The sequence below is a fragment of the Pontimonas sp. genome, from assembly GCF_031581085.1.
GTDB lineage: Bacteria > Actinomycetota > Actinomycetes > Actinomycetales > Microbacteriaceae > Pontimonas.
Genome location: NZ_JAVLBO010000019.1, coordinates 22,537 through 28,623 on the forward strand (window position 1 = coordinate 22,537; position 6,087 = coordinate 28,623).

General features: G+C 61.1%; 6 protein-coding genes. 4 read left to right on the plus strand and 2 right to left on the minus strand.

Annotated elements, in window-relative coordinates; translation table 11 throughout:
- The first annotated feature begins 3 nt into the window (after positions 1 to 3).
- The 4 genes from RI518_RS06155 to RI518_RS06170 are packed head-to-tail and all read left to right on the plus strand — an operon-like array spanning position 4 to position 4,279.
- The gene (locus RI518_RS06155) at positions 4 to 1,662 is read left to right on the plus strand and encodes a DNA repair helicase XPB (protein ID WP_310672211.1); all 1,659 of its coding nucleotides are present in this window, start codon (positions 4 to 6) and stop codon (positions 1,660 to 1,662) included.
- A gap of 40 nt (positions 1,663 to 1,702) precedes the next feature.
- Positions 1,703 to 2,392 (plus strand): response regulator transcription factor, encoded by a 690-nt coding sequence (locus RI518_RS06160; RefSeq protein ID WP_104913042.1) that lies wholly within the window; start codon positions 1,703 to 1,705, stop codon positions 2,390 to 2,392.
- Positions 2,393 to 2,419: 27 nt separating this feature from the next.
- Positions 2,420 to 3,937: a HAMP domain-containing sensor histidine kinase gene (locus RI518_RS06165; protein ID WP_310689621.1), complete on the plus strand. Its 1,518-nt coding sequence runs from the start codon at positions 2,420 to 2,422 to the stop codon at positions 3,935 to 3,937.
- 48 nt (positions 3,938 to 3,985) lie between these two features.
- A complete protein-coding gene (locus RI518_RS06170) occupies positions 3,986 to 4,279 on the plus strand; it encodes a WXG100 family type VII secretion target (RefSeq protein ID WP_310672213.1) in 294 nt (97 codons plus the stop codon).
- Here the strand turns inward: RI518_RS06170 and RI518_RS06175 are convergent.
- Together RI518_RS06175 and RI518_RS06180 are read right to left on the minus strand one after the other, a co-directional pair.
- Positions 4,276 to 5,796: a 2Fe-2S iron-sulfur cluster-binding protein gene (locus RI518_RS06175; RefSeq protein ID WP_310689622.1), complete on the minus strand. Its 1,521-nt coding sequence runs from the start codon at positions 5,794 to 5,796 to the stop codon at positions 4,276 to 4,278. The genes RI518_RS06170 and RI518_RS06175 overlap by 4 nt on opposite strands.
- Before the next feature lie 28 nt (positions 5,797 to 5,824).
- Positions 5,825 to 6,087, minus strand: a 263-nt coding sequence (locus tag RI518_RS06180; protein WP_310689623.1) for an FAD:protein FMN transferase, incomplete at its 5' end; no start/stop codon positions are given.

The window sequence follows — 6,087 nt, forward strand, 5'->3', positions numbered from 1 at the left end:
ATTGTGGTTGAGTCCGGTGCAGCAATTGTCCAGAGCGACAAAACAGTCCTCATTGAGTTGGCACACCCCAGCGCTGAGGAAGCCCGGCACGACATTGCCGTCTTTGCCGATTTAGAGCGCGCTCCCGAACACGTCCACACCTACCGCATCACCCGCCTGACTCTCTGGAACGCCGAAGCCGCCGGCCACACCGGCGAAGAAATCATCGCAACACTCTCTGCCCACTCACGTTTTCCGGTGCCCGACGCGGTGATCGCCGACATCAACGACGCGATGGGGCGCTGCGGTCAGGTGGTGCTTCGCCGAAGTGACGAGGGGGAACTGCTGCTCGGCGGCGAGCCCGCCATCCTGCGAGAAATCGAAGGCTCGAAAAAGATTGCTCCGCTTTTGGCCGGACACACCCCCGAGGGTGAGCTCGTCATCGAGGCGCTCTCTCGGGGCAAACTCAAGCAGGAGTTGCTTCGCATCGGCTGGCCGGCCACCGACTTAGCCGGCTACGTGGAGGGCGAGCACTGCGACATTGCCCTCGAGACCACCTCCTGGGGGCTTCGCGACTACCAAATCGCCGCGGTCGATCGGTTTGTGCAGCAGGGCTCCGGGGTGGTGTGCCTGCCGTGTGGTGCGGGAAAAACGATGGTGGGCGCCGGAGTGATGGCGACACTGGATCAGGCGACACTGATCTTGGTCACCAATACCTTGGCGGCCAGGCAGTGGCGCGATGAGTTACTGGCCAGAACGTCGCTGACCGAAGACGATATCGGCGAGTATTCGGGCAGTGCGAAAGAGGTCAAGCCGGTGACCATTGCGACCTATTCGATCGTGACGGCCAAACGCCAGGGCGAATTTCGACACATTGGCCTGCTGGGCGCGCAGCGCTGGGGCCTCGTCGTCTACGACGAAGTCCACCTGCTGCCTGCTCCCGTCTTTCAACTCAGCGCCGAGCTTCAAGCCACCCGGCGGCTTGGTCTCACGGCAACGCTCATTCGCGAGGACGGTCGCGAGGGCGATGTCTTTAGTTTGATCGGCCCGAAACGCTACGACGCGGCCTGGAAAGACCTGGAGCGACAGGGTTACCTCGCCCCGGCCCACTGCGTGGAGGTGCGCTTGGAGTTGGAGCCAGAACAGCGCATCCACTACGCCACGCTGCCCGATGCGGAGCGCTACCGCTTTGCCAGTTCCTCGGCGGATAAAGACGACATCGTCCAGACCATCGTCGAGTCCCACCCCGACGAGCGCATCTTGGTGATGGGCATGTATTTGGACCAACTGGAGCGCCTCGCCACGCGCTTGGACGTTCCGTTGGTGACCGGTGAGACGCCGATGGCGGAGCGAGAGAAACTCATTAGCGGTTTCCGCCGCGGCGAGATCGGCACACTCGTGGTCTCGAAGGTGGCGAACTTCTCTCTCGATTTACCGGAGGCGTCGATCGCCATACAGATTTCTGGAACCTTTGGTTCCAGGCAGGAAGAGGCGCAGCGCCTGGGGCGGATTGTCCGGCCGAAGGCCGATGGGCGCAGGGCCGTGTTCTACTCGGTGGTCACCCGCGACACCCTCGATCAGGATTATGCGATGAACCGCCAGCGCTTCCTCACCGAACAGGGCTACGCCTACGACATTGTGCGCCAGGAGGACCTCCCGCACGCCCTGTCGACTCACCAGTAGCACTCAGAAATCACCAAGGCAACTGTCAGACAATAGAGGGATGGCTGACGGACCGAAAATTCTCATTGTCGACGACGAACCCAACATTCGCGACCTGTTGACCACGAGCCTGCGCTTTGCGGGCTTCGCCGTGCGAGCCGTCGCGACCGGGGCGCAAACCATTTCGGCGGTGCTGGAAGAAGAGCCCGACCTGATCCTGCTGGATGTCATGCTCCCCGACATCAACGGCTTCGGGGTCACCAAGCGCCTGCGCGCCAGTGGCTACACCTGCCCCATCCTTTTCCTCACCGCAAAAGACAGCACCGAAGACAAAATCCAAGGACTCACCGTCGGTGGCGACGACTACGTCACCAAGCCCTTCAGCCTCGATGAAATCGTCGCCCGGATTCGCGCCATCCTGCGCCGCACCCAGCAGGAAGAAGACGACGCCACGCTCAGCGTGGGCGAGCTGGAAATGGACCAGGACACTCACGAAGTCAGTGTCAAAGGAAACTCCGTCGAGCTCTCCCCCACCGAGTTCAAACTCCTTCGCTACTTAATGCTGAACCCCAACCGCGTGCTCTCCAAGGCGCAAATACTCGACCACGTGTGGGAGTACGACTTTAACGGCGACGCCGGCATTGTCGAGAGCTACGTGTCCTACCTCAGGCGAAAACTCGATCCCTTCACCGAAGAACCGCTCATTCAGACAAAGCGCGGGTTTGGCTACATGTTGAAAACGAAGGCCTAGGCGCCACAGCGCACAGGCTGCCAGGTCATGTACCAGCGACTCAGTAACTGGTGGCACGCCACCTCACTGCGGAGCAAAATCACCGGCGTCACCGTCATTGTGGTGACCGTCGGGCTGATGGTCATCGGTGTGGGCACGGTGCTGAGCATTGAGCGCTACCTCACCACCCAAATCGACGACAAAATCGATGACGCCGCCACCGCACTGCCGGGCATCCTGAACACCCTCGACTTCAACGACTTTGATCGCGCTCGTGCAGACGGACTCTCCAACGAATTCTTTATCGCCGCCGTCAGCGCGACGGGTTCGGTGTTGGCCAGCAACCTCGACGAGGACAGTTTCGACTACGGCCCAGACGTCTCGCGGTTGAGCCTCGCGGTCATCAGTGAAGCGAGCGAACCCTTCACGCTGGAGAGTAGAAACCAGCAGACGAGTTGGCGGGTAAAAACCTATCGACTCAACATTGTGAGCGCCGACTCGGGCAGGACGCTGCCGGCCACGCTGGCGATCGGAATCGACTTGGAAGAATCCCGCCAAGTCGTCGGCTCGTTCGCCTCCGTCTTTCTCGCCTTCAGCCTCGTCGTCGTGGTCTTAAGCGCCGCGCTCACCCGTATTTTGGTGAGCACCACCTTCCGCCCGCTTCGCGAAGTGGAAGAAACCGCGGCGCGTTTCGCCGGCGGAGATTTCTCACAGCGCCTTGGCGGCAGTACCCCCAACACCGAGGTGGGCCGACTGACCCGCTCGCTCAACACCATGCTCTCTCGAATCGACCGGGCCTTCGCCGACCGGGCCGACACGATCGATCAGATGCGCCGATTCATCGGCGACGCCTCTCACGAGCTTCGCACACCACTGGTCTCAGTCCGCGGCTACGCCGAGCTTTACCGAATGGGAGCAATCACCAGCAAAAAAGACGTGGCCCAGGCGATGGAGCGCATCGAAAAAGAAGCCGATCGAATGACGCGGCTGGTGACCGACCTGCTGGAGCTAGCGCGCCTCGACGAATCCAAACCGTTGGATCTGCGAAGCCTGCGCCTGATCGACATTGCCAAAGACCAGAGTCTCGATGCGGGGGCCATCGCGCCCGAGCGGGACATCAGCTGGTCACTCGCCCCGGGGGTCTCTGAGGACGAGACCACGGTCGAAGCGGATGAAAACAAGCTGCGCCAGGTACTGGCCAACCTTCTACAAAACGCCCTGCGTTTTAGTCCCGAGGGCTCGCCCGTCGAGGTGGAAGTCGATCGCAGCCACAATCCAGAACGCGCCATCATTCGCGTCATCGACCACGGTGAGGGCATTCCCGAGCAGATTCGAAAGAAAATCTTTCAGCGCTTCTGGAGGGCCGACACCTCGAGGGCCAGGGAGACCGGTGGTTCTGGTTTAGGCCTCGCCATCGCCTCCAGCATCATCTCCCGACACGCCGGCACCATTTCCGTGAGCGAGACACCGGGCGGTGGGGCGACCTTCCAGGTGGCATTACCCATTGTCCAGAGCCCGGAGTTTCCACCCCCCATTCACACAGACTCGCCACCGGCCACCTCGTAGACACCGCGGGTTTATCCTCCTGGCCACACCCGGCCACCACCAAGGAGAATGATGACCCGCTACCACGTCGACAGCGAAGCCGTACTCGCCGCCACCAGCAACGCCCACGCCACCATTAACCGCGTCCAGGGGGAGATCACGTCACTGACCAGCCAACTCCAGTCCCTGCAGTCGTCGTGGAGTGGCAGTGCCTCGCTGGCGTTTCAACAGGTGCTTGGCGAATGGAAGGCCACCCACGCCCAGGTCGAAGCCCAGCTGGTCTCCCTCACCCAGACCCTCGGCCAAGCTGCTCAGCACTACGCCGACCTGGAAGCGCAAAACACCAGGTTGTTTATGCGCTAGCTGGGACTCACCGTGAGGTAATCGGTGGACGCTCTCGAGACACACGGATACATAATTCCCAGTTCGTCTTTATCCTCATCGGCCATCACCGAGTCGAGGTGTGCGGGCGCTCCCTTCACTACCGAAAGCTCGCAACTGCCACACACACCACGGCGACAGGAAGCCATCAGGTCCACCCCGAGGCTTTCCAAGCCGTCGAGTATGGTCTGGTCGGGCCCGACCTCCACCTGCTGCCCGGTGGGCTCCCACTCCACGGACAGCGCGTGTGACGTGTGCTCGCCGCTGCGGTCCACGGGAATAAAGCGCTCCACATGGAGCCGGGACGAGTCGACTTCGTGCTCCAGTGTGTTCAATAAACCCTCCGAGCCACACGCATATATTTGGGCCTTCGAATCGAGAAGTTCATCCAGCGGAGCCCGACCCCCGCGCTCACCAGAGACCCACACCGTCACCTTCGAGGGGTAGTCCGCTTCCAGCTGGTCGAGATAGGCCATCTGGTCACGCTCGCGTCCCAAATACAGCAACTGCCAGTCTCGAGTGGCGGGGAGGGACGCCAGCATGGCGCGAATGGGGGTGATTCCGATCCCACTGGCGACAAATTGGTAGCGGTGGGCGGGCTTGAGCGCGAAGGCCTGGATGGGTGGATCAATGTCCAGTTCTGTCCCGACCCGCAAGTGCTCGTGAATCCACTGACTTCCCCCACCAGGTCCATGAGTGTTGAGAACGGCAATAGTCAGTGAGCGCGAATCTGCTGGGTCACCGGTGAGTGAGTATTGCCTCTCCAGCCCGTTACCCAGATGAACAGTGATGTGTGCTCCGGCCTCCCATTCCATTTCGACGTCCTGATCAATGGGCGTCAGCGTGAGCTCGACAACGTCTGTCGCTGGTTGGCGACGCGTCGCGACTCGACACGTGATGCGACCCGTGGGGTCAGAAGAGTTGACCGATGGGCGCGGTGTCGACACCTCCGCGGGAGACTCAGTGGCCTGGCTGGCCTTCGTGGCAGGCGCTGGGGAGCGGCGAGTGAGAATAACGCGAATGATCCCCGCGAACGTCGCAGCCGTGATGAGAACGACAGACAGTGCCGTGTACCAGGGCGTCCCCACATCGGTACCCACCATTCCGGAGTGCAAAGCCACCGCAAAAACACTCACGTAGCTCGCAAAATGGACGGCCTTCCACACCGGCTGCGGAATCCACTGCATGGCCATCGATGTGAGCCAGACCAACACCATGGCCCACATGCCAATAATGCCCAGGGCCACCCCCCACGGCTCAAACTCGGAGGAAAAGGGGATTAAAAGGTCAGCAACCGTAAATTCGATGAACGAATCCAAGTAGAGCGACACCATGTGGGTAAGAACCATGAGCATCGCCAGTCCGGAAATAAAGCGATGGACGACCTTCAGCCATTCCGGGTTGTCCGCACCGCGCAAAATTCGGGTCTTCAAGAGGATTCCCCACAAGACCGAGAGGGTCAGAAAAACCCAGCCCACAATCGCGCTCGAGCGGGTCACGAACCACCAGACAGACGGCTCCGAGAAATCAAGCACGATATTCCGGCCAATCCGACGACCGTGTCCACGAGCCGTCTGCGCTAAAGACCCCGGCGCGCAACCCTTTACGCCTCGCGAGGTGAAGAAATTCGGCTGGGCTCTTGTGAAAACCCACTTTGGTCATCGCCTCGGCCTGCCAAGCGGTCGGGGCGAGCACCGTGACCGACAGTGACTCCGATTCCAGGCTTTCACCGCGATGAGAGTCGATGAGGTGGTGGGTCTGCTCACCCTGAGCGTTCTGAAAGCGACGCT

Bases quoted from the DNA above. Each gene is read 5' to 3' on its own strand.
- RI518_RS06160 (WP_104913042.1), top strand. From the start codon at position 1,703: ATGGCTGACGGACCGAAAATTCTCATTGTCGACGACGAACCCAACATT.
- RI518_RS06165 (WP_310689621.1), top strand. From the start codon at position 2,420: ATGTACCAGCGACTCAGTAACTGGTGGCACGCCACCTCACTGCGGAGC.
- RI518_RS06170 (WP_310672213.1), top strand. From the start codon at position 3,986: ATGATGACCCGCTACCACGTCGACAGCGAAGCCGTACTCGCCGCCACC.